Here is a 23146-nt window from a genome sequence, read left to right on the forward strand (position 1 = left end):
TCGGCGGCCTGAGCGTTCGGCGGCCTGAGCGTCGGCGCGCCGCCCGACTACTATGCGGCGGACGGCCAGAACTGGGGGCTGACCACCTTCTCGCCGCGCGGGCTCGCGCTTTCGGGCTTTGCGCCCTTTATCGAGACCCTGCGCGCCAGCCTGCGCTATGTCGGCGGCATCCGTATCGACCATGTCATGGGCATGAGCCGGCTCTGGCTGGTGCCGCAAGGCGCGAGCGCGCTCGACGGCGCTTACGTCACCTTTCCGTCCGAAACTCTGTTCCGGCTGATCGCGCTCGAATCCTGGCGTCACAACGCCATCGTCATCGGCGAGGATCTCGGCACCCTGCCCGACGGCTTCCGCGATTATCTGCGCGAGCAGGGCGTTGCCGGCATGCGCGTGCTGCGCTTCGAGCGGACGCAGCACGGCTATGTGCCGCCAGCGCAATGGGATGCCGGCGCGGCCGCGCTGACCACGACGCATGACCTCGTCCCGACGGCAGGCTGGTGGGCCGGCTCGGACATCGACATGTCCGGCGGCGGTGGCGAGGAGCACCAAAGCATCCGCGCCTGGGATCGCGGCCTGCTCTGGGCCTCGTTCGAGCAGGCCGGCTTGGTCGAAGGCGAGCGCCCGCCGCCCCATGACACGGCTCCCGTCGTCGATGCCGCGATCCGCTATGTCGCCGCGACGCCCTGCACGCTGAAACTGCTGGCGATCGAGGATGCGCTCAGCATCGAGACCCAGCCAAACGTGCCGGGCACGACGACCGAAAAGCCCAACTGGCGGCACAGGCTTGCTGGCGATGCAGGCGCACTGCTCGACGACGAGACGGTGCGCGCGAGATTGGCGCATCTCGGCCCGGTGCGCGGAGAGGTCTGAAGCAACGACTTCTCTACAAAACGTGCCGTCATTCCGGGCAAGCGGCGAAGCCGCGCCGATCCGGAATCCATCATAGAGCACTGTCGCGCTTTACGATGGATTCCGGGTCTCCGCTTCGCTGCGCCCGGAATGACGTAGAGTTTTCCTGTCGACGCGCATCAGGCCGCCCGCGCCTCGACGATTCCGGCGATCTCTTCCAGCATGCGGGTATCGTCGCCCGCCAGCCCCTCCATCGCCGCCATGCGCTGGATGACGGTGGCAGCCACCGCCTCCTCCACCGTGTCCTCGGCATAGGCGTAGAAGATCGTCGCATGCTGGCCGTCACGGTGGCAGCGGCCCTCGATCTGCTGGAGCTGGATCGCGGAATGGCGCATGTCGTGGATGACGAGCGAACGCTCGCGCTCGCCGCCAGGCATTTCGCCGCGATGCAGCGAGATCGATTCGGTGACGGTGAAGATCACCGCGTCGAGCCTGCCGGTCTGGAAGGCGACCCTGGTCTCCTCGTTGACCGCGCCCGAGTGCTGACCGTTGATCTCGCCAACGCGCCAGCCTCGCCCACGCAAGGCATCCGCCAGCATGGCGCTCGTTTCCAGGAACGCCACGGAAACCGCGACCTGCTCGTCATTGCCCAGCAGATCGTCGCAGAAATCGACCGTGCCATGGATGCGCAGCAGGCTGGCCTTCTGGCGGAAACGCAGATCGGCCGCCCAGCCCTGCGGCTTGCGCGTGCTCCCGCCGGCAAGGCCGAGCTCGCGGCGAAACTCGCGCCAGGTCGCCTCGTAGAGCTTGCGCGCCGCGGAATCGAGCGCGACGGGGGCAAGCTCGCGCTGCACTTCGGGCCAGCCGGCGATCTCCTCCGGACGCCGCCTCAGCCCGATCGCATTCCCGCCGCGATAGAGCAGGTCGGCCATCCGCTTGCGGTCGGCCTCGTTGGACTCCCAGCTCCAGTTCTTCCAGCGGCCCTTGGCGCGGCCGATCTTCAATTGCTTCATCAGCGCGCGAAATCCGTCGAGATCGGCGCTCGCCATCCCCGACGCGCGCGCCAGCAACGGCCCGAGATAGGATAGTTCATGCGGCGACTGGCCCGCGGTGGCGCTCATATAGATCGTGAAGCAGGCGGCGGCCGCCATCTGTCGGCAGACCAGTCCCTGCTGCGAGTTCGGATTGCGGATGCGGTGAGCCTCGTCGATCACGACCAGAGGCCAGATCCGCTTCGGCGTCCCAAGCTTGGCGATCTCGTTGTTCTTCGCCCGCGTCGAGCGCTTCTTGCTGTCGGCCGGCGCGGCTAGCAGCGATTTCGTCTTCTCGAAGTTCATCAGCGTGACGCGCTTGGGCTTCAGGCCCGACAGCGCCATCGTTCGCCGCCATTGCGGGATCGCGCCCTTGGGGCAGATCACCAGAACCTCGTCCTCCGGCATCGCGGAAAGCGCAAGCCATGCCGAGAGCGTCTTGCCCAATCCCGTAAGGTCGCCGAGCAGGAAGCCAGGCGCGCCGGCGGCTCGCGCCGCCAGGATTGCGTCACGGGCGCCGAGTTGGTGCGCATGGGGCGTGAACAGAGGCTGGTCGGCGGCGCGCATGGTGGTCGGCAAATCCCTCGAACTCCCTTCTCACCAGCAATGCGGGACGGGTGACGCGTCAAGCATTCTTTGCACTGGCAGCCAGTGCGAATGATCGGGCACAGTCGTCAGGACTCGCGCCGACGCCGTTTGCATCTACGGAGACAGCCCATGACCCGCGCCCAGGCCATCGCGCATGCGCAAGACTATTTCGACTCCGGCAGCTTCAAGCGCGATCTCACCCGCCTCGTCGCGATGCCGACCGAGAGCCAGAACCCGGAACGCGCTCCGGTGCTCGCCGCCTATCTCGAAACCGAGATGAAGCCGTTGCTGGAAAGCCTCGGCTTTGAATGCCGCATTCTCCACCATCCCCGCGCCAAGGGGCCGTTCCTGTTTGCGCAGCGCATCGAGGGCGAAAACCTGCCGACCATCTTCGGCTACGGCCATGGCGACGTCATTCGCGGGCTCGATGCGCAATGGAGCGAGGGCCTCTCGCCCTGGACCCTGACCGAGCGCGGCGACCGCTGGTATGGTCGCGGCGTCGTCGACAACAAGGGCCAGTATGTCATCAATATCAATGCCTTGCGCGCCGTACTTGAATCACGTGGCAAGCTCGGCTTCAACGCGAAATACCTGATCGAGATGGGCGAGGAATCCGKCTCGCCCGGGCTGCGCGAGCTCTGCGCCGAGCAGGCCGAGCTGTTCCGGTCGGATGTCCTGATCGCGTCGGACGGCCCCCGCCTCAATGCTGAACGCCCCACGGTTTTCCTCGGAGCGAGGGGCGGCGTCACCTTCGACCTCTCCATCGTCGCGCGCGAGGGCGGCCATCACTCCGGCAACTGGGGCGGCATTCTCTCCGACCCGGCGATCCAGCTCGCCCACGCAATCGCCTCGATCACCTCGCCGACCGGCCAGATCCGCATCCATGAATGGGTCCCGAAGGAGCTGCCCGAGCCGGTGCGCCGTGCCCTGGTCGATTGCGAAATCGATGGCGGCCCCGACGGCCCGACGATCGACCCTGGCTGGGGCGAGCCCGGCCTGTCGCCGGCCGAGCAGGTTTTCGGCTGGTGCTCCTTCGATGTGCTGGCGATGAAGTCGGGCGTGCCTGAGACGCCGGTCAACGCCGTGCCGCCGAGCGCCTGGGCTCGCTGCCAGCTCCGCTTTGTCGTCGATATCGACTACCACGACGTCGTTCCAGCCCTGCGCCGCCATCTCCAGCGCCACGGCTTCGGCATGGTCGAGGTCTCGCTCGCACGCGACGAGATCTTCGGCGCGACCCGGCTCGACCCGGAAGACCCCTGGGTGCATTGGGCGCTGGCCTCGATCGCGACATCGACCAACAAGAAGCCGGCTCTGCTGCCCAATCTCGGCGGCTCGCTGCCCAACGATATCTTTGCCGAAATCCTCAAACTCCGCACGATTTGGGTACCGCACTCCTATCCGGGCTGTTCCCAGCACGCGCCCGACGAGCACCTGCCCATCGCGATCGCGCGCGAGGGGCTCACTTTAATGGCCGGGCTTTACTGGGACCTCGGCGAAGGCGCCACGCCGCCGCTGTGAAACTCACTCCATCGGCTGACGCGGATCGCGACCCGGCGGAAGATCAATCGGCGTCGCCGGCGGGGCCTCGGGCGGAGCGTTTGGCGGGAGTTCCGGCGGCGGGTCCGTCGGGATGCCCTGTGGCTCCTCGTCGGGCGGCGATTCCATCGGAGGCGCGGGGGGAACCTCCGTCGGCATGAGCGGCGGCGCTTCCGGCGGCGGATTCGGGATCGCCGGTGTGCCGCCGGGATCGGCTGCGTTGTGCTGGAACGAGATGGTCATGCGCGCAATGTCCTCCTGAGAGGACCAAACGCATGGGGCCGGCAAATGTTCTGAAAAACACAAGCGCCCGGGATCAGAGGGCGCCGCATGGGCGACAGGCAACCCGCAAACAAAAGGGGCTGCACCGGTGGGTGCAGCCCCTTCTACCTGGAAAGCAACGCGTTCAGAACTGGTAGCGCAAGCCGCCGTTCAGCGCGTAGCCCTCGATCCGGTCGCCGAAGCGCAGATCGCCGCGCAGGAAGCCCGACAGACCCGGCGTCGTCGACGACACGGCGACGCCAAGGCTGGCCTGGCCGTAGGTGCCGACGCGGTCGGTCACGGTCGGGAAGCTCAAACCGCCGAACTGGCCGTCGGCCTTGGTTGCGCCGGCGAATTCGCGCCAGACGCTGACCGCCAGATAGGGAGCCACGATGATCTTCTCGGTCGGCTGCAGGAACGTCCCGATCTGCACACCGAAGCGGCCGGTGATGCTCTCGATCGGCTGCCAGGCGACGGCCGTACCAGCCGCCCGCAGCGTGTCGACCTCGGCGCGCGAATACAGAAGCGCGATCGACGGGTCGATATAGATCGTATCCGTGATGTTGAACCGCTGCGTCATCGAGGCCAGACCGCTCCAGCCATCGGCCTTGAACTTGGCGTTGGTCAGCCCGGCCCCAGGAGAATTCAGCTTCAGGTCGAAATCGTCGCGCCGGACCAGCACGTCGAAGGCAAAGCCGCCGCCGCTGCGGAGCGCGCCATAGACGCCGTAGAAGGGCTGATCGACATGCAGGGTTGAGTCGGGGCTGGTGACCTTGGCGTCGACCTTACCGCCATGGACGCCGAGATTGGCCGACCAGCCGCTGCCGTTAATGTTGTAGAGGCCGGCGTCGAGCCCGAGCTGGAAGCCGGAGAACCCGGCTTCGTTCGTGCTGCGGAAGGAGCGGTTCACGCCATTAGGGCTGCCGACGATGCTGTTCGACGTGATGTCGAACTGACCGCCGCGCACGCGGCCCCATGAGCCGAGCGAGAAGGTGTTCGGGCCGGGGTCGGACGGGCCGCTGATGAAGGCGGAGGCCGGCTCGCTGAAGGCATTGATCGAGGACAACGCGCTCGAAACCGAAGCGACGAAGGACGAGGCAGCCGCCACGTTGAGATCCGGCCGGACCACGAAATTGCCCGAGCCTGGCGAGGTCTCGCCGAACCAGTACTGCACCAGCCCGGCATTGGACTGGATCAACTGGCCGTTGCCGCCAGCGAACGGGCTCGGCCCCGTCGCCGGCAGCGCGCCGCTTGCGACGAACTGGGCGCCGGCCGCGCCGCTGACGACCTGGATGTCGGAAGGAATGCTGTTGGCGCCGTTGGAAAGCTGAGCGAAGTTCACCGTGGTGAGGCCCGAGGACGCGCCTCCAACGACGATCCGGTCGGACGCCGCACGCGCGATGTCGAGATCGAGCCCAACATTGCCGTTGCCTGACCAGCCGCCGCCGGCGGTGATCAAATTGTTGGTGACGCCGTTGCGCGCTTCGATCGTCCCGTTATTGGCGATGTTGCCCGTTGCCCGCAGCGACGCGCCGCTCGCCAGCGTCACAGTGCCCGAATTCGAGAGCGAGCCAAGATTGGCCGCCAGGCCGTTGGCGATCGTCGTCGATCCGCCATTGGTCAGCGCACCGCTGACACCGAGATCGCCGCTCGCGACCGAGAGCACGCCGCCGCCGAGGTTGGTAAAGGCGCCGTTGACCTGTAGCGCGCCGTTGGTGTTGAACACGCCGCGGTTCTGGACCAGCGCCGAAGCGATCGTCCCGCGCGCCGTCGTCGTCGCGCCGGAGCGGTTGTCGAACAGCGTCGCGGCGTTGACGATGCCGGTGCTGGCGAAGGTCGCCGCATTGGTCAGGGTCGGAGCCGTGACCGTGCCGGCATTGGTGAAGGTGCCGGCATTGTTGGTGATGCTGGTCGTCGCGGACAGGATCCGCGAGGCCGCCACGGTCACCGCGTTGCCCGCCGTGCCGTTGTTGGTCAGCGTGGTCATCCCGGTCATGTCGCCGCCGGTGACGGCGATCACGCCGACGCCCTGATTCACGACCGTGCCGGTGACCGCGACATTGCCGCCGAGAATGTTGATCGCGCCGTCGTTGACGACGCCGCCTCCGGCGCTGAGCGTCGCCGTTCCGCCCGGACCGTTGAAGTTGATCACGCCGGCGGCGAGGTTGTTGACCGCGCCGGCATCGGTGATCGCACCGTTGGTGGCGACGTTGATGACCGCGCCGTTGTTGAGCGTGTTGGCCGTGCCCTGCAGGGTCGAGCCGACCCCGACCGAGATCGAGCCGCCATTGTTGTTGATCGTTCCGGCCGAGAGCCTGCGCCCGTCGCCGATCGTCACCGTGCCGTTGTTGGTGAGGACGGTGACGCCGGTCAGGTTGCCGCCGGTGACGGCGAGCGTCGCGCCCGCCGCGTTGGCGAAGGTGCTGACCATAGCCAGATCGCCGGTCACGTTGAACGTGCCTGCGTTATTGGCGACCGCGCCGCCGATCGTTCCCGCCGCATTGGTCGTGCCGGTATTGGTGACGTTGCCGGTGATCGTACCGGTCGATGTCAGCGTGCCCGCGTTTGTGACCGCGGCGTTGACCGTGCCGGCGTTGCTGAAGGTGCCCGCCGTGACGTTCACGTCCGAGGCGAGCGACCCGCCTGCGAGCAGCGCGAGCGTACCGTCGTTGACGGTCGTACCGCCGGTATAGGCGTTGGCGGCGCTGAGGTTCAGGGTTCCCGTCCCCGCCTTCACCACGGCGCCAGCGCCGCTGATGCCGATGGTGCTGACATTCGTCTGGCCGGCGCCGTTGAACGTCAAAGTATTGGCGCCGAGCGCGATGCCGCCGGTGAGGGTCAGGGCCTGGGCGGCCTGCGCGCTGATGGAGCCGTTCCCGGTCAGGGTGATCGCATTGGCGAGCGTCACGGCCGCCGCATTGCTCTGGATGGTCCCGCCATTGATCGTGACGCCACCGGTTCCAAGGGCGCCGTTCGCTCCGACCGCGGCAGTGCCTAGCACCGTCGTTCCGCCGGAATAGGTGTTGGCGAAATTGAAGGCGGCTGTTGCGCCGGAAGCAACGGTGACCGAACCGGTCCCGGCGATGGCTGTGGTGTTGAAGGTGACGACGCCGCCGACCGTCAGCCCGAAGCCGGCCGTCGTGACCCCTCCGCTGATGGTGAGGGAGTCGCTCGCCGCCACGATGCTGGCGGTGCCGGCCAGCGTGATGGCGCCGCCATAGGTGTTGGTGCCGCTGACGCTGCGCAGCGCGCCGCCGCTGGCGATGCCGGTTCCGCTGAGGGTCAGCGCTTCGGCGCCGACGGTGATGCCGCCCTGCAGTTCCAGCGCACCGCCGCTGTCGACCGTCGTGCCGGCAGCGGTCGTGCCGAGCGCAGCGTCGTTCCGGATGTTGAGCACCGCGCCGGAATTGACCGTCGTGGCCGTGGCGTAGGTGTTCGCGCCCGACAGGATCAGCGTACCGCTCGCCACGGTGAGGCTGGCGGTGCTGGAGATGACGCCGCTGACGGTCGTCGTGCCGACGCTGGCTGTGATCGCACCGCCGCCGTCCAGATTGCCTGCGATGGTGCCTGACTGAAGCGATTGCGCGCCGGTCGAGGTCACGGTCGTGCCGGCCGCGATGGTGGCACCGCCGGACTGGGTGAAGGTGGCGGAATTGATATCGACCGTCCCGCCGGTCGTGCCGCCCGACTGGATGAAGGCGCCCGAAAGCGTCAGCACGCCCGACCCGTTCACCGTGCCGCCCGACTGGTTGATCGAGCCGATCGCGTCCGTGCCCGACGAAGTGAAGGTGCCGGTTCCCGAAACGAGCACCGTCGCCGCGTTCGCCAGCGCGTCGGTATCGGTCACGAGCGTGCCGCCGCTGACGGTGACGGTGGTCGAGGCGACCGAGCCGGCGCCCGTGATGTTCAACGTGCCGTCGGTGACCGTCGTGCCGCCGTTATAGGTGTTCGCAGCCGACAGCGTGACCGTGCCCGCGCCCGACTTCGTCAACGCGCCGGTTCCCGCCAGCACGGCGCTGACCGCGCCCGTCTGCACGTCGAAGGTACCGGAGGAAGACAGCGTGCCGTTCTGGATCGTGCCGCCCGTCAGCGTCAGGCCGCCGTTCTGCACCGAATTGAAGCCGCCGAGATCGACCGTGCCGCCGGAGACGGCCAGAGCGTTCGTGTTGGCGCCGAGGCCGCCGGCATTGCCCAGGGTCAACGTGCCGGCGCTGACGGTTGTGCCGCCGGTGTAGGTGTTGGCGCCAGACAGGGTCAGCGTGCCACCCGTCACGGAGACGCTGGCGCTGTTCGAGATGACGCCGCTCACGGTCGTCGTACCGTTGGCCGTGATCGCGCCGGTGCCGGTCAGATTGCCCGCGACGGTACCGCCCTGCAGCGACTGGGCGCCGGAGGAGTTGACGATCGTGCCCGCCGCGATGGTCGCACCGCCGGACTGGGTGAAGGTGGCCGCATTGATCTGGACGGTGCCGCCGGTGGCGCCGCCCGACTGCGTGAACGCGCCCGACAGCGTGTGAACGCCGGTTCCATCGACCGTTCCGCCTGTCTGCGTGATAGCCGTGTAGGCTTCGGCGCCTGACGAGGTGAAATTACCGCCCGAAACGGTGACGGTCGCGCCCGCAGCCAACGCACCGCCATCGACGACGAGCGTGCCGGCGCTGACGTTGACGCTGGCCCCGGTCAGCGTGCCGGCTCCCGTCACGTTCAGCGCGCCGCCGGTCACCGTCGTCGTGCCGGTGACGATACCCGTAGTGTCGAAGGTGCCGCCGCTGACGTCCAATGTGCCGGTGATCGTGCCGGCATTGTTGCCGGTCGCACTGCTGGTGACGTTGCCCGTCAACAATCCGCCTGCGCTGACCGCGAGCGTTCCTGTACCGCTGACGGCCACGCCGCTCGTCGCGGTCAGATTGCCGGTGCCGTCGATCGTATAGGTGCCGGCGCTGATTGCGAGCGTATCGTAGGTCGTCGTGCCGCTGAGAGTGGGCTGGTTGCCGCCGCCCGCGTTGAGCACGGCAGCGCCAGTCGGGGCCGGACGCACGCCCCCGATCCAGTTTGTGTCGTCCAGAGCATTGGTGTCGGTCGCGCCATTCCAGGTCTGCGCCATCGCCGTAGTCGGCTGGAACAGCATCATGCCGGCGATGACGCCGGTCGCCAGGGCCGTCGTCGCTGCAATCCGGCGAAGGCGGATGCCGGTGGCAGCCACCGTCTTGCGATGCGGCATGGCGTCAAGCGTCTTCAGCATGTGTCGAGCCCCGATATATCCGTCACGACGATGGTCGATCCCGGCGCGGTAGGGAACACCCTAAAAGCCCGCGTAGAAACGCCAAGTCGCCAAACCGACAAGATTTCACCCCAATCTCTCCCCTGTTTGACCATGGCGCGTCAAGGCCCGGAGGCCGTTCGCGCGGCTATTCGCACTGACGACGGTCGATCTTGCGTTAGCTAGACACCAGTGAGATTCTGGATTTGGAATCAATGGCTTGCGGCTTTCCACGCCCTCGCGGGAAATACCGGGACTGGATTTCGTCAGTCGAGCACCCGCGTTTTCGCAGCCTCGTTACCTAAATGCCACGCCAGGCCACCGGCCCTAATCTGCCGGCCAGCGTTTCAATAGGAAGCGCGGGCATATTTTGCTGAAAAACAACAACGCAACAGTACACGCGTTTGAGCGTATTGTCGTGTATTCGCACAGATAACCCAGCCTAGAGCCGCTCGCCCGAGCGGCGGCATCCCAATGATGCAGGAAAACGCGGGCTCGCGGCGAAACGGTCGGGAGCGCGGCCACGAATCACCGGAGACCGGCGCGGGAGAGTCGCGGCCGCGCCGGGTGCAGCGACGGGAACCCGGATGATCGGCCAGCCTCGGCAGACGACCTGCAGCGAGCCGGCTGCGTTTCAGTGCGGGTTGTCATCGGGATTCATGGTGGGTGATGTAGGGCTCGAACCTACGACCCGGTGATTAAGAGTCACCTGCTCTACCAACTGAGCTAATCACCCATACGCCACGAAGCGTAAGGCCGTTTCGCGGGCGAGGCCCGCGTCAGGCAGGCCGGCGATGTAGCAAACGCCCCCTGCCCTGTCCACCCCGCCGGGACGATAAAATGCGGCCTCGTCCAAATGCTTGCGGGCGATGCGTCGATGACCTTCAGGCAGGCCGGCGATCGAGGAGATGATAGAGCGCGATGGCGCCGAAGGTCGCGGTGCCGATGCCGCCCAGTTCAAAACCCATCACCGGCAGCTTGAGATCGCCCGCGCCCAGGATCAACGCGGTCGCTACCGTCAGCAGGTTCTTCGGATCGGAGAAATCGATTCTGGCTTCGACCCAGATGCGCCCGGCCGTCGCCGCGATCAGCCCGAAGACGACGATCGCCAGACCGCCCAGCACGGCGACGGGAATCGTGCCGATCACCGCGCCGAACTTCGGCGAAAAGCCCAGCACCAGCGCGATGACGCCGGCGGCCACGAAGACCAGCGTAGAATAGACCCGCGTCACCGCCATCACGCCCATGTTCTCGGCATAGGTGGTGACGCCAGGCCCACCGCCCGCGCCCGCGATCATCGTCGCCAGCCCGTCGGCCATGAAGCCGCGTCCGATCAGCGGATCGAGATTGCGCCCGGTCATCACAGCGATGCCCTTGATGTGCCCGAGATTCTCCGCGACCAGGATGATCGCGACCGGCGCGATCATCGCCATGGCGCGGGGATCGAACACCGGCGCGACGAAGTTCGGCATCCCAAGCCACGAAGCCGCGCCGATGCGCCCGAAATCGATCGCGGGCGCACCGAAGCCGGCGGCAGTCACCGCGTAGAGGATGTAGGCGCTCAGGCCCCCGATCAGCACCGGCAGGCGCTGCGCCAGCCCCCGGCCATAGACCGCGACCAAAGCGACGCAGACCACCGTGATGAGCGCGATCCATTTGGTGTAGGCGCTGGTGGCGATCATGCCCATGGCGACGCCCGTCAGATTGAGTCCGATCGCGGCGACGACCGCGCCCGTCACCACCGGCGGCAGCAGCCGCTCGATCCCGCGCGTTCCGACCGCCTGCACCAGAACGCCGATCGCCGCATAGGCCGCACCGCAGGCGATGATGCCGCCCAGCGCCAGGCCGATTTTCGGATTGGGGCCGGGGCCGGCATAGCCGGTCGCCGCGATAACCACGCCGATAAAGGCGAAGGACGAGCCGAGATAGCTCGGCAGTTGCCCGCGCGTGACGACGAAGAACAGCAGCGTCGCCAGCCCCGAGAAGAAGATCGCGACGTTGGGATCAAGGCCCATCAGGATCGGCGCCAGCGCGGTTGCGCCAAACATCGCCACGACATGCTGGAGTCCGGCGATGACGGTCTGCGCCGCCGGCATCCGCTCGTCGGGCATCACCAAGCCCGAGGTCTTCAGGCTCCAGTCCGGAAAATAGCCCACCGTGCTTCGCTCCAGCCGCGCGCCTCTTCGCAGGCGCTTCGCAGCCGGCGATTACAGACGCAGACAGAGCCGCCGCCAAGCAGGTTTTCGTCCGGACGAGACGAATCGCCGCGAAAGCTGGCGCGACCCGCGTTCAGGACGCGATCCGCGCGGCCTTGTGATGGCTGCCGTCGCCGCGTTGGACGATGCGATCTCGCGGCAGCACCATCGCGGGGTCGACATCGGCCATCGCACGGGCCTGCACCATCGCCGCCGGCAATGAGGCCTCGTCGAGCGCCGGCATCGCCTCGAAGCCCGGCAGCACGAAATACGCCTGCTGATAGTCGTCGATCAGATAGCGCGTCCGCATCACCCGGACCGGATCGAAGCCGATGCGATGCGGCGAGGCGCTCTCCAGCGCAAACAGCGTCTCGCCCGGCGAGGAGGCGATGCCGGCCCCGAAGATGCGCAGGCCCGCATCGGTCTCGATCAGGCCGAACTCGACGCTGTACCAGTAGAGCCGCGCCAGCCGCGCGAGATCGTCGGCGTCGGTCAGCCGCAAGCCGGCCTGACCATAGGCCGCGACAAAATCGGCATAGGCCGGGTTCATCAGCAGCGGCACATGGCCGAAGACATCGTGGAAGATGTCGGGCTCCTCGATATAGTCGAACTCGTCTGGCCGCCTGATCCAGAAACCGGCGGGAAAGCGCCGCTCGGCGAGATGGGTGAAGAAGACCCGGTCGGGGACGAGACCTGGCACCGCGACCACCTCCCAGCCTGTCGCAGCCTTCAGGACACGGTTCATCGCGCTGAAATCGGGAATGCCGTCGGCGGCGATGCCCAGCGCCGAAAGCCCCGTGAAGAACTCGTCGCAGATACGGCCCCGCAGCAACTGGACCTGACGCGCGTAGAGCTTCGACCATGTCGCATGATCGTCGTGCGAATAGCTGGCATGACGCTGGTCGACGACGAAATCGGCCGGAACCTCATGCGCCTTGAGCCCGGAGCGAATGAATGGATCGGTTGTCATGACGGAAATCCTCCCTGCCCGAGGATGGGCGCGAGTGCGGGTCATGTCCTGACTATCTCTTGCCGAAACGTGTGCGCGCTCGCATAATCTGACCTCAATATCGCAATTCAGGTCATGAAATGACGCTCTCTCCCGCGCATGCCATCGACGATACCGACCGGCGCATCCTGCGCGCGCTCCAGCGCAATGGCCGCATCACCAATGCGGCGCTCGCCGACGAGATCGGCATGGCGGCCTCGCCCTGCCTGCGGCGATTGAAGGCGCTGGAAGAGGGTGGCGTGATCGCGGGCTACCGCGCCTGCGTCGAGCGGCGCGCGCTCGGCTTCGGCGTCGAGGCCTATGCTTTCGTCAAGCTCGCCCAGTCGGACCCCGACTGGCGCACACGGCTGGTGGAGAAGCTTCAGGCCTTCGACGAGGTCGTCTCCTGCCACGCCATGACAGGCGAATGCGACCTGCTCGTCCACATCGTCGCGCGCGACATCGAAGCCTATGGCGAATTCGCCATGCAGCGGCTTCTGACGCTGCCGGGGATCGCCGACATGCGCTCGTCCTTCGTGCTGTCGACGATCAAGCCGGATCGCGGCTGGCCGGTGTGAACGAAAATGGCGTCATGCTCGGGCTTGACCCGAGCATCTGCTGCAAGAGATTCTCGGGTCGCCGCTACGCGACGCCCGAGAATGACGCGCTGCCTACTCAGCCGCCGCCTGCGAATGCAGCCGCCCGCCCTTGGCGATGAGCTTGTTCAGCGCCACGAGATAGGCCTTGGCCGACGACACCAGCGTGTCGGGGTCCGCCCCGCGCCCGGTCACCGACGATCCCTCCTGCGACAGGCGCACGGACACCTCGGCCTGCGCGTCGGTGCCCTCGGTGACGGCATGGACCTGGTAGAGTTCCAGCGTCGCCTCATGCGGTACGATCGCCTTGATCGCGTTGAAGACGGCGTCGACCGGGCCGTTGCCCTCGGCCTCCTCGGTGACGAAGCGGCCCTCGACATCGAGCCGCAATGTCGCGCGCTGCGGGCCGCGCGTACCGGCGATCACCGTCAGTGAGACCAGCTTCACGAGGTCATGCGCCGAGGCGATGTTCTCGTCGACCAGCGCCTCGATATCCTCGTCATAGACGTGCTTCTTGCGGTCGGTCAGCGTCTTGAAGCGGGTGAAGGCGTCCTCCAGCTGGTTGTCGCCCAGATCGTAGCCCATCTCCTTCAGCTTGGAGCGGAAGGCGGCGCGGCCCGAATGCTTGCCCATCACCAGCGAGGTCTTGGAGACGCCGACCGATTCCGGCGTCATGATCTCGTAGGTCTGGGTGTGCTTCAGCATACCGTCCTGATGGATGCCGCTCTCATGGGCGAAGGCGTTCCGGCCGACGATCGCCTTGTTGTACTGCACCGGGAACGACGTCGCGGTGGCGACCAGCTTGGAGGCGCGGTTGAGCAGCGCCGTCTCGATGCCGGTCTCGTAGGGCAGCACATCGGAGCGGGTGCGGATCGCCATCACGATCTCTTCCAGCGCGGCGTTGCCGGCGCGCTCGCCGATGCCGTTGATGGTGCACTCGATCTGGCGCGCCCCGCCTTCCAGCCCCGCCAACGTGTTGGCGACAGCCATGCCGAGATCGTTGTGGCAATGCACCGAGAAGATCGCCTTGTCGGAATTGGGCACGCGCTCGCGCACGGTCCGAAACAGCGCGCGGTATTCGTCGGGCGTGGTGTAGCCGACCGTGTCGGGGATGTTGATCGTGGTCGCGCCGCATTTGATGGCGGCCTCGACGCAGCGACACAGGAAATCCATCTCGGTGCGGGTGCCGTCCTCGGCCGACCACTCGACATCGTCGACCCAGTTCCGGGCGCGGGTCACCGACGAGCGCACCAACTCCAGCACCTCGTCTGGCTCCTTCTGGAGCTTGTATTTCATGTGCACCGGCGAGGTGGACAGGAAGGTGTGGATGCGCGGCTTGACTGCGGCCTTCACCGCCTCGCCGGCCCGGTCGATGTCCTTCTGGCCAGCCCGCGCCAGCCCTGCGACCGTCGCACGCTTGATGCGCCTGGCGATCGCCGACACCGCCTCGAAGTCGCCGTCGGACGCGATCGGGAAGCCGGCCTCGATGATGTCGACGCCCATCGCGTCGAGGAAATCGGCGATCTCGAGCTTCTCCTCGAAGGTCATGGTTGCCCCGGGGCACTGCTCGCCGTCGCGCAGGGTGGTGTCGAAGATCAGTACGCGGTCTTTGGGCGAGCGGTCCTGCGGGGAGGAGCCGTTCTGGGTGGCGTCGGTCATGATGGTCATCCTGGGGTCGTGGCGCCGCGCTGTCGTTCAGTGGCAGGCGCTGGAATGTCTGGAGGCGGTTCTCGTCACTCCCCTGAGCGCCCAGGCATGCATGCCCGGCCGGCCCTCAGGGGCGGCTAAGGAGAAGAAGCAGACCAAGACCGGAGAAAGCGCGCATGCCAGCGTTCCGCGCAACGGCGCGGTCCGACATCTGGGCATGGGTGGCGGATGGGGCCACTGGCGTTCCTCTTCGACTGAACCTTGCATAGCTGATTGCAGGGGGGCCGCGCAAGGCTGAGCTCTTGCCATGAAGCAAACCCTTGCGCGATGTCGCGCGACGCGGCAGAGCCGCTGGCGACGCATTCAGGGAGCCCGCGATGGCGGCCTATGTCAGACGAACGATCGGCCTCGCGACCGGGCTTTCGGCGCTCGCGGGCTATATCGACGCGATCGGCTTCATCAGCCTCGGCGGCTTCTTCGTCTCCTTCATGACCGGCAATACGACGCGGCTCGGCATCGACCTCGCGCGCGGCAATCCGCAGGGCATCGCGGTGGCCGGTGGCGTGCTCGCCACCTTCGTCGGTGGCGTCGTGGCCGGCGCGCTCATCGCCAAGGCGGCCGGGCGCTGGCGACGGCCCGCCGTCCTCGGCTGGGTGACGCTGTGCCTGGCGGCCGCCGCGATCCTGGACGGCCGGGGCAACATGCTTCCAAGCGTCGGCGCGCTCGTCCTGGCGATGGCAGCGTCGAATTCGGTGTTCCAGCGCAATGGCGAGGTCACCATCGGCGTCACCTACATGACCGGGACCCTGGTCAAGATGGGCCAGCAGATCGCCAATGCGCTGACCGGCGGGCCAAAACTCGCCTGGCTGCGCAATTTCACGCTCTGGCTCGGGCTGGCGCTCGGCGCGGTCGCGGGCGCGGCGGCCTATGACGCCGTCGGTAGCAGCGCGATCTGGTTTGCGGCATTCGCCTGCGCCCTGTTCGCGCTGGGCTCGCTCACTTTGCCGCAGGACATCGACTGAAGCCCTGGCCGACTGAGCCGATTGGCGCGGACGCCAGAATCGGCCATGGTCGCGACCTCGACACCGGAGATCGCCGCGATGCGCGCCACCCTCGTTCTTGCCGCCTGTGGTTTTGCACTCGCGGCCTGCCAGAGCGTCGGCCCGTCGCCCGCGCCGCCGGCACCGTCCGACTATACAGTGCCCGGCGTGACGCCGAGCACCTTTCGACTGCCCTCGGGCACAGGCTGCTCCGGGGAGGTTGAGCGCTTCCAGGCCGTGATGGACAACGATCTCGCCAGCGGCCACACGACCAAGGGCGTGCATGCCCGCGTCTCCTCGCAGATCGCGACCGCGCGGTCGACGTGCGCCGGCGGCAATGACGGCGGAGCGACAGGCCAGATCAGGGCCACAAAAGCGAAGTTCGGCTATCCCGCATTGTAGTTGGCGAACTGGTGATGCAGCGGCGTCATCAGCCATCGTGATTTTGTGAGGACTCGGCATGACACGCTTGCGCCTGACTCCATTTTTGCTCGCAATCTTCGGTTCCTGCCTATGGGTCGGGGGCGCGCAGGCTTTCTCCGCCGCCTTTAGCTGGAGCGACATCGGTCCCTGCGGCGGCACATCCCCCGCCTTCACGATCCGCGCCGCGCCAAAGGGGACGACGAGCCTGCGCTTCGGCATGCAGGATTACGATGCCCCGAATTTCCGCCATGGCGGATCGACAGTCGCCTTCGACGGCAAGGGCGGCGTGGCGCGTGGCGCGATCAGCTATGTCGGCCCGTGCCCGCCGCCGGGACAACAGCATCGCTACATCTGGACGGTGGAGGCGCTGGACGCGAGCGGAAAACTGCTCGGCACGACGAGCGCCGAGGGTCGCTTCCCGACTCGCTGAGCCCACCCGGTCCCCTCAGCGTTCGTTGAGATTATGCACCTTGGTCGTGGTGTTGCCGCCGCAGGTGTAGCAGCACTCGCTGCATTTCTGCTTGCCGCCCTGCCCCATGCCCCAATAGCTGCTCGAATTGCCCTTGACCCAGGCTCCGTAGCAGATCTTCTCGCCTTGGACGCAGGTGAGCGGGTATTTCACGGTGTCGAAGGTCTTGTTGACATAGACCTTGCCACCGCCGGGCCATTCGGTGCGTCGGTTCTGCGAATAGAACGCGACCTCGATCTGGTTCTTGGAAAAGCTGCGCAATTGCCAGGTCATGACGTCGGCGGAGGCCGCCGCCGGCGCGAGAACGGCAGCCGCAAGCAGCGCAGCGATACAATGTCGTAACATGGTCCCCCCATGCCGGATTTTTGACGAAGACCCGGCATCGGTTTCCGGACAACCGAAGCGCAAGCTCCCCGACGGGCATCTGCGGCTTGCAGGCGCGGCCCCGGGAATCGGAGGGGCGAACAGGCTCCCCTTGCGTCATCGTGCCGATCTTGCGAGCCGGCGCAAGGGCTTGGCGACGCTTTGACGACCCGCTGCCTTCAGGCCGCCAATCCTCGCTTTTCCAGCAGCGCGTCGGGCGTCGGCAGGCGCCCTCGAAACAGCGTATAGGCCTCGGCGGGGTCGCGCGTATCACCGGCTGAATAGATGTAGCGCTTCAGCTTTGCCGCCACCTCGGGCGCGAAGACGTCGCCGGCCTCCAAAAAGGCGTTGAAGGCGTCGGCGTCCATCACCTCTGACCAGAGATAGCTGTAATAGCCGGCCGAATAGCCGTCGCCGGAGAAGACATGGGCGAAATGCGGCGTGCGATGGCGCATGGTGATCTCTGCGGGCATACCGAGCCGCGCCAGTTCCGCCGCCTCGAAGGCGAGCGGATCGATCTCGGCCGGGCTCTCCAGCGAGTGGAAGGCGAGATCGACCAGCGCCGACGAGGTGTATTCGATCGTCGCAAAACCCTGATTGAAGGTCTGCGCGGTCTTGATCTTGTCGATCAGCGCCTCGGGGATCGGCTCGCCCGTCTCGGCATGCAGGCAATATTCCTGCATCACCTCGCGCGTCAGGAACCAGTGCTCGTAGAGCTGCGACGGCAGTTCGACGAAATCGCGCGAGACCGACGTGCCGGCGAGCGAGCCATAGCGCACATCCGACAGCAGCCCGTGCAGGGCATGGCCGAACTCATGGAACAGCGTACGCGCATCGTCGATCGACAGCAGCGCCGGCTTGCCTTCGGCGGGTTTGGCGAAATTGCAGACATTGACGATGATCGGCCGGGTCTCGCCGTCGAAATTGCGCTGGCCGCGATAAGCGCTCATCCAGGCGCCGGAGCGCTTCGAGGCACGTGCGAAATAGTCGCCGAGGAAGAGGCCGATATGCCGGCTGCTCGCGGCGTCCCTGACCTCCCAGATCCGGACATCGGGATGGTAGCCGGAAAGCTCCGTCTTCTCCTCGAGGGCGAGCCCGAACAGCTTGCCGGCGACGTCGAAGGCGGCCGCGATGATGCGGTCGAGCTGGAGATAGGGCTTCAGCACGGCCTCATCCAGCGCATAGGTCTGCTGGCGCACCTTCTCGGCGTAGTGACGCCAGTCCCAGGGGCGGATCGGCCCGTTCTCGCCCTCGGCCTGCGCCAGCGCGGCCAGATTGTCGGCCTCCTGCGCCGCACGAGCCTTGGCCGGCGTCCAGACCAGTTCGAGCAGGTCGCGGACATGCCCCGGCGTCTTCGCCATTGAATCGTCGAGCTTGAAATGGGCGAAGGTCGGAAAGCCGAGAAGCTTCGCCTTTTCCGCGCGCAGCTTTACCATCTCGGCGACGATGGCGCGGTTGTCGGTGTCGCCGCCGTTTTCGCCGCGCTTGCTCCAGGCGATGAAGGCCTCCTCGCGCAGATCGCGCCGCGTCGAGAAGGTCAGGAACGGCTCGATGATCGAGCGCGACAACGTCACCGCATGCTTGCCGTCATGACCGCGATCGGTCGCAGCGCGCGCCATCGCCGCCTTCAGGAAGGCGGGCAGGCCGACAAGCCCCGCCTCGTCTTCGACGATCAGCGCATAGGAGCATTCGTCCTTCAGCACATTCTGGCCGAACTGCGTGCCAAGTCCGGCGAGCCGCTCGTTGATCGCGGCCAGCCGCGCCTTGTCGGCGGCGTCGAGTTGCGCGCCCGAGCGGATGAAGCCGCGATGCGTCCGCTCCAGCAACCGCGCCTGCTCCGCGTCGAGGCCGAGCGTCGCGCGCTTGGCGAAGACGGCATCGACCCGGGCGAACAGGCCGGGGTTCATCATGATCGCCGACCAGTGCCGCGAGGTAATCGGCGAGAGTTCGCGCTCGATCGCCTGCAGCGCCTCGTTCGTGTTCGCCCCGGTGAGATTGTAGAACACGCCGCCGACGCGCGAGAGCGCCTGCCCTGCCCGCTCCAAGGCCTCGACCGTGTTGGCGAAATCCGCCGGCGCTGCGTTGGCGACGATCGCGTCGATCTCGTCCCTGTGTTTGCCGAGCGCCGCCTCGAAGGCCGGGCGGATGTGCCCAGGCGTGATCGCGGCAAAAGGCGGCAGGCCGAACGGCGTCTGCCACACGGCAGCAAAGGGATTATCGGCGGGAAGCGGCAGTGCCTCGGGAGCAAAAATCATCGCAACATCCGGTTGAAGGCGGGAAACGGGGAGAGAGGCGTCAATCCTGCCCCCAGATATGGGCGAGATAAGGCCGCATGAAAGGCGGCATGTCCTGCTTTTCGGCGTCGGCCATGTCGCGAATGATGACGATGTCGGCAAGCTCGGGCTCGTCCTGCAAGGCCATGCGCGAAAGCATCAGCGCGCGCGCCTCCTCGGCAGGAAGCGGCACCGTGACCGGCCGCATGAAGGCGATGCGTCCCGGCGTCACCACCGCGATCCAGCTCTCCTCGACCACGATCTCGGGCTCCGTCAGCCCGGTCTCCTCGCAGAGTTCACGCGTCACGCTGCCGGCGAGGTCGAGCCGCCCGTCCGGGCGCGCATCCTCACGATCGGGCGTCCCGGCGGCAAAATAGACCTTGCCGGGATTGGCCGTGTGCGCGCCCATCACGCCGCAGAGGAACGCGCCGTCGCTCGATCGCAGCGCCGCCATCGCGAAGCCGTTGCGCACGACCGGGCCGGGATGGCCGAAATCGCGCCAGCTCATGAAGGCCGAGTAATTGGTCTCGAAATAGCCGGCATGGAAAACGCCATCGACGATCGCGGCGCGGTGCTGCAGCATCACCCGGCCGTCGAACATCGCCGGCTTGCCCGTGGTGATCTTGCTCCAGTGCGCCGCGATCGCAGCGGCATTCTCACGCGCGAAGACCCAGTCATAGGGTTCGATCCAGGCATCGACGCGGCTGAGCGGGACGATCGCACCCTCGACGATCGCCTCGCTCACAGCAGCACACCTTCGCTGACGATGACGGCCGAACCGCCGATGCGAGCCGAGGCCAGCACGCCGCCTGACACCGTGAGTTCGAGCGTAATCTGCGAGGGTCGCCCCATCTCGTAACCCTGCTCGATCGTAAAGCGATGCTCGCCGTCGCCGGGCTTGTCGAACGCCATGATGACGCCGGCGAAGGCCGCCGATGCACCGCCCGTCGCCGGGTCTTCCGCGATGCCGGCCCCAGGCCAGAACATGCGGGCGTGATAGTGATGCCCCGTCTGCGCCGTCTGCCGGCAATAGATGAAGGCATTGGGATGCTCGGCCGGCTTCATCGCCGTGTCCCAGCAGGACAGGTCGAGCTTGATGTTCCCCATCGCGTCGAGACTGTTCACCGGCACGAAGGTGAAGGGCACACCAGCGGAGAACACGCTCGCGCGATGGCCCTCGAAGCCGATCTCGCTTTCGCCGAGCCCCAAAGCAGCGGCGAGCGCGGCATTGGACGACGGCGCTTCGGTCTCCTGCGGCAGCCGCGGCAGGGTGAAGACGGCATGACCGGCCAACCCGCCGTCGACCGAGACCGCACAGGGCACGCGCCCGATTTTTTCCTCCAGCACCAGCAGATCGGCGCCCTTGCCCTCGGCCGCGTCGCGCAACGCCAGCAGCACCGCCGTGCCGACGGTCGGATGCCCGGCGAAGGGCAGCTCACGCCCGGGCGTAAAGATGCGGATCGCGGCGCGATGGCCGGCATCGACCGGGGGGGCGACGAACACGGTCTCCGACAGGTTGAACTCGCGCGTGATCGCCTGCATCGCGGCGGTGTCGAGCCCCTCGGCGTCCAGCACGACCGCCAGCGGATTGCCGGCATGGCGATGCGTCGTGAAGACATCGAGCGTGACGAAGCGGCGCTTCATAAGGTCGGTCCTTCGGGAATAAAGAGATCGATGGTGAGCGGGCAATGGTCGGAMGCCTTGGGCCGGTCCCAGCCGACGCGCGGATAGCGGTCGGCCGTGGTCGCGAGCGTGGCCATGGAACGGTCGGCCGAGCGCGGGTCGAGCGGGACGCGATAGGGCAATCCGCGCCGGATCATCTGCATCGCCGGCGCGGGGTTGGCTGCCGCCAGAGCCGGCGAGAGCAGGATATGGTCGAGCGGCATATGCGTCTCGACCAGTTGCTGCCGCTCCTCCGACCAGAACCGCCGAAAATGCGTCCAGCGCTCATGCGGCGGCAGGAGCACCATCGGATCGACGGCGAAATCCTCAAGCAGCGGCTCGATGCCGCTATCGCCTTCATCGACCGTCACGGCTTGGGGTCCAAGCCCGATGCGATAGGCGTTGAGATCGCCGAGCACGATCCAGTTCGCCTCGCGCCAGCCGGCGCCGAAGCGCTCTTTGACGATCTGCCTGATCGCGCGCGCTTCGGCCCGGCGGATCGGCAGCGTCGCCTGGCGGCCGTCGTCGCGGCCATTGTTCATCGATTTGAGATGGCAGCCAAACAGCGACAGCTGCCTGCCGCCCAAATCGAGCGCGACCTCCAGGCAGTCCCGCGCGAAGACCTTGTCGTTCGGGCCGATGCCCAGCGCCGCGAGATCGCCGTCATGCGCGCCGGCCTGCGCGAAGGTCATGTCCTTGTGCGAGCGCACCACGACCTGCGCGGGCGAGAAAAGATCGCGCCGCGCCGCGAAGCCGATGTCGATATCGCGGCGATCGTTGCCATCGATCAGCGCGAAATGGCCGTAGCGATGATCGGCGCTGCGATGGACGTAATTGGCGAAGAAGGCCTGCAGGCTGGCCAGCGAATCGACCTCCTGGAGCATCCAGAGATCGGCCCGCGCTTCGGCGATGGCGAGAGCGGTCATCTGGCGCTTGTCGTCCTCCAGCGCCACCGCCAGCGAACGCTCGACCGCGTCGCGCTCCTCGGCGCGCGGGAAATGGAACAGCGACATCGCTGCATCGGTCTCGAAACGTCCACCGGGCTGGAAGCGATGACGCGTCAGCAGGTTTTCGACGTTAAACGTGCCGATACGCAGCTTCATCGCGCTCAGATCGCCTCGGGCGCGAACTGGTGCGAAGGCGTCACGAACTCGTCCTGCGCCGCGACGGTCAGGATTTCGCGGGAGCCAGCCTCCTTGGTCCGCTTGAGCAGGCCGTAGATCGAGGCGCTGGCTTTGGCGAGAGCCGCCGCAGCCGACTGCTCGCGCAGGTAATGCACGAAAAACAGGGCGGCGATCGCGTCGCCCGCGCCGTTGACGCTGACATCGAGCTTGGGCGTTCGCACCCGCCACGAGCCTTTCGCGTCCGAGGCCATCATGTCGATGGCGTCGTCGGGCGTCTCGTTGGTGGTGAGAGACGTGACCAGCACGACCCTGGGGCCGGTGTCGCGCAGCGCCTCGACGGCGCGATGCGCATCGGCGATGGTCTTGACCCCGATATCCGTCAGCAACTCCAGCTCGAACTGGTTCGGCGTGATGATATCGGCCGCCGGCACCGCCTGTTCGCGCATGAATTCGGGGATGCCCGGCCGCACGAAGACGCCGCGCCCGACATCGCCGATCACCGGATCGCAGCAATAGACCGCCCTGGGGTTGGCGGCGCGCACGCGCTCGACAGCCGAGAGAATGGCGTGGCCGATATCGGCGGAGCCCATATAGCCCGAGAGCACGCCGTCGCAGGACGGCAGCACGCCGCGCTCGGCGATGCCGTCCATCACCTCGTCGATCATGCCGCCCTCGAAGACGCGGCCCTTCCAGGCGCCATAACCGGTGTGATTCGAGAACTGCACGGTGTGGATCGGCCAGACCTCGACGCCGAGCCGCTGCATCGGAAACACGGCCGAGGCGTTGCCGACATGGCCATAGGCGACATGGGACTGGATCGAGAGGATGTTCATGAGGCGCT

At 66.8% G+C, this 23146-nt stretch carries 18 protein-coding genes and 1 tRNA gene; 6 read left to right on the plus strand and 13 right to left on the minus strand.

Annotated features, from left to right (window positions below; genetic code table 11):
• Positions 1 to 24 precede the first annotated feature (24 nt).
• A complete protein-coding gene (locus AC1DZY_RS14190) occupies positions 25 to 870 on the plus strand; it encodes a 4-alpha-glucanotransferase (RefSeq protein WP_476820951.1) in 846 nt (281 codons plus the stop codon).
• Positions 871 to 1028: 158 nt separating this feature from the next.
• Here AC1DZY_RS14190 and AC1DZY_RS14195 read toward each other — a convergent pair whose 3' ends face one another.
• Positions 1029 to 2459 carry an SNF2-related protein gene (locus AC1DZY_RS14195; protein ID WP_476820771.1) on the minus strand — a complete coding sequence of 477 codons (1431 nt, stop codon included), beginning with the start codon at positions 2457 to 2459 and terminating at the stop codon, positions 1029 to 1031.
• 138 nt (positions 2460 to 2597) lie between these two features.
• On the opposite strand from AC1DZY_RS14195, the gene AC1DZY_RS14200 reads away from it, so the two are divergent.
• The gene (locus AC1DZY_RS14200) at positions 2598 to 3986 is read left to right on the plus strand and encodes a M20 family metallopeptidase (RefSeq protein ID WP_476820772.1); all 1389 of its coding nucleotides are present in this window, start codon (positions 2598 to 2600) and stop codon (positions 3984 to 3986) included.
• A gap of 3 nt (positions 3987 to 3989) precedes the next feature.
• Here AC1DZY_RS14200 and AC1DZY_RS14205 read toward each other — a convergent pair whose 3' ends face one another.
• The 5 genes from AC1DZY_RS14205 to phhA form a co-directional block, all read right to left on the minus strand.
• Positions 3990 to 4247, minus strand: a complete 258-nt coding sequence (locus AC1DZY_RS14205; protein ID WP_476820773.1) for a hypothetical protein — start codon at positions 4245 to 4247, stop codon at positions 3990 to 3992.
• A gap of 163 nt (positions 4248 to 4410) precedes the next feature.
• Positions 4411 to 9507 (minus strand): beta strand repeat-containing protein, encoded by a 5097-nt coding sequence (locus tag AC1DZY_RS14210; RefSeq protein WP_476820774.1) that lies wholly within the window; start codon positions 9505 to 9507, stop codon positions 4411 to 4413.
• A 678-nt stretch (positions 9508 to 10185) separates the two neighbouring features.
• Positions 10186 to 10261: transfer RNA gene (locus tag AC1DZY_RS14215), tRNA-Lys, on the minus strand.
• A gap of 148 nt (positions 10262 to 10409) precedes the next feature.
• Positions 10410 to 11636: a solute carrier family 23 protein gene (locus AC1DZY_RS14220; RefSeq protein WP_476820952.1), complete on the minus strand. Its 1227-nt coding sequence runs from the start codon at positions 11634 to 11636 to the stop codon at positions 10410 to 10412.
• A gap of 178 nt (positions 11637 to 11814) precedes the next feature.
• Positions 11815 to 12690 (minus strand): phenylalanine 4-monooxygenase, encoded by an 876-nt coding sequence (gene phhA / locus AC1DZY_RS14225; RefSeq protein ID WP_476820775.1) that lies wholly within the window; start codon positions 12688 to 12690, stop codon positions 11815 to 11817.
• Between the two features lie 119 nt (positions 12691 to 12809).
• Here phhA and AC1DZY_RS14230 point away from each other — a divergent pair, with 119 nt between their 5' ends.
• A complete protein-coding gene (locus AC1DZY_RS14230) occupies positions 12810 to 13286 on the plus strand; it encodes an Lrp/AsnC family transcriptional regulator (protein WP_476820776.1) in 477 nt (158 codons plus the stop codon).
• 93 nt (positions 13287 to 13379) lie between these two features.
• Here the strand turns inward: AC1DZY_RS14230 and AC1DZY_RS14235 are convergent, their stop codons facing one another.
• On the minus strand, positions 13380 to 14963 hold the full coding sequence (locus tag AC1DZY_RS14235) for a 2-isopropylmalate synthase (RefSeq protein WP_476820777.1): 1584 nt from the start codon (positions 14961 to 14963) through the stop codon (positions 13380 to 13382).
• Between the two features lie 365 nt (positions 14964 to 15328).
• On the opposite strand from AC1DZY_RS14235, the gene AC1DZY_RS14240 reads away from it, so the two are divergent.
• From AC1DZY_RS14240 to AC1DZY_RS14250, 3 genes are read left to right on the plus strand one after another with little or no spacing between them, the layout of a single operon-like run.
• Entirely contained in the window at positions 15329 to 15973 is a 645-nt protein-coding gene (locus AC1DZY_RS14240; protein ID WP_476820778.1) for a YoaK family protein, read from the plus strand.
• A 45-nt stretch (positions 15974 to 16018) separates the two neighbouring features.
• A complete protein-coding gene (locus AC1DZY_RS14245; RefSeq protein WP_476820779.1) occupies positions 16019 to 16393 on the plus strand; it encodes a hypothetical protein in 375 nt (124 codons plus the stop codon).
• A 58-nt stretch (positions 16394 to 16451) separates the two neighbouring features.
• Positions 16452 to 16844, plus strand: coding sequence for a YbhB/YbcL family Raf kinase inhibitor-like protein (locus AC1DZY_RS14250; protein ID WP_476820780.1), 393 nt, complete (start codon positions 16452 to 16454; stop codon positions 16842 to 16844).
• A 15-nt stretch (positions 16845 to 16859) separates the two neighbouring features.
• Here AC1DZY_RS14250 and AC1DZY_RS14255 read toward each other — a convergent pair whose 3' ends face one another.
• The 6 genes from AC1DZY_RS14255 to pdxY all read right to left on the minus strand — a co-directional run bounded on the left by AC1DZY_RS14255 (position 16860) and on the right by pdxY (position 23138).
• Positions 16860 to 17228 (minus strand): hypothetical protein, encoded by a 369-nt coding sequence (locus AC1DZY_RS14255; protein ID WP_476820781.1) that lies wholly within the window; start codon positions 17226 to 17228, stop codon positions 16860 to 16862.
• A gap of 197 nt (positions 17229 to 17425) precedes the next feature.
• Positions 17426 to 19501, minus strand: coding sequence for a M3 family metallopeptidase (locus AC1DZY_RS14260; RefSeq protein WP_476820782.1), 2076 nt, complete (start codon positions 19499 to 19501; stop codon positions 17426 to 17428).
• A gap of 40 nt (positions 19502 to 19541) precedes the next feature.
• Positions 19542 to 20264, minus strand: coding sequence for an NUDIX hydrolase (locus AC1DZY_RS14265; protein WP_476820783.1), 723 nt, complete (start codon positions 20262 to 20264; stop codon positions 19542 to 19544).
• Complete coding sequence (locus tag AC1DZY_RS14270) at positions 20261 to 21163, minus strand: PhzF family phenazine biosynthesis protein (RefSeq protein ID WP_476820784.1); 903 nt, start codon at positions 21161 to 21163, stop codon at positions 20261 to 20263. Before AC1DZY_RS14270 ends, AC1DZY_RS14265 begins: the two co-directional genes overlap by 4 nt.
• The gene (locus tag AC1DZY_RS14275) at positions 21160 to 22284 is read right to left on the minus strand and encodes an endonuclease/exonuclease/phosphatase family protein (protein ID WP_476820785.1); all 1125 of its coding nucleotides are present in this window, start codon (positions 22282 to 22284) and stop codon (positions 21160 to 21162) included. Before AC1DZY_RS14275 ends, AC1DZY_RS14270 begins: the two co-directional genes overlap by 4 nt.
• Before the next feature lie 5 nt (positions 22285 to 22289).
• The gene (pdxY, locus tag AC1DZY_RS14280; RefSeq protein ID WP_476820786.1) at positions 22290 to 23138 is read right to left on the minus strand and encodes a pyridoxal kinase PdxY; all 849 of its coding nucleotides are present in this window, start codon (positions 23136 to 23138) and stop codon (positions 22290 to 22292) included.
• Positions 23139 to 23146 lie beyond the last annotated feature (8 nt).

The organism is Allobosea sp. P2_A10 (genome assembly GCF_056405115.1).